The organism is Alteribacter natronophilus (genome assembly GCF_006007885.1).
Lineage (GTDB): Bacteria > Bacillota > Bacilli > Bacillales > Salisediminibacteriaceae > Alteribacter > Alteribacter natronophilus.
In genome coordinates, this window is the sequence record NZ_VCRO01000031.1 from 1 (window position 1) to 300 (window position 300).

1 protein-coding gene is annotated in these 300 nt (G+C 44.7%); it reads left to right on the forward strand.

Annotation, left to right across the window (positions count from 1 at the left end; all coding sequences use genetic code 11):
- A partial coding sequence (locus FGB90_RS19895) for a hypothetical protein (RefSeq protein WP_210237274.1) occupies window positions 1-204 on the forward strand: 204 nt, incomplete at its 5' end.
- Between the last annotated feature and the right edge of the window lie 96 nt (window positions 205-300).

A 300-nucleotide genomic window follows, 5' to 3' on the forward strand; every position in this document is an offset into this window, starting at 1 on the left:
GTCGTAACAAGGTATCCCTACCGGAAGGTGGGGATGGATCACCTCCTTTCTAAGGAGCTTTTGAAGCTCAAACAAGTTTCAACACAGGTTTCGCTCCTGTGCTTCTGTTTAGTTTTGAGAGGTCACACTCTCAAGCGGAAAGCTTACGCTTATCCGCCTATGTTCTTTGAAAACCAGATAACAGTAACGACATCAAATTTCTAATTTGAAGCAAACTCTTTATGAGTTTCACCGGCTATGAGAGTAGCCGGCGTCTTAGAAGACCAACGACATCGACGGTTAAGCTAATAAGGGCGTACG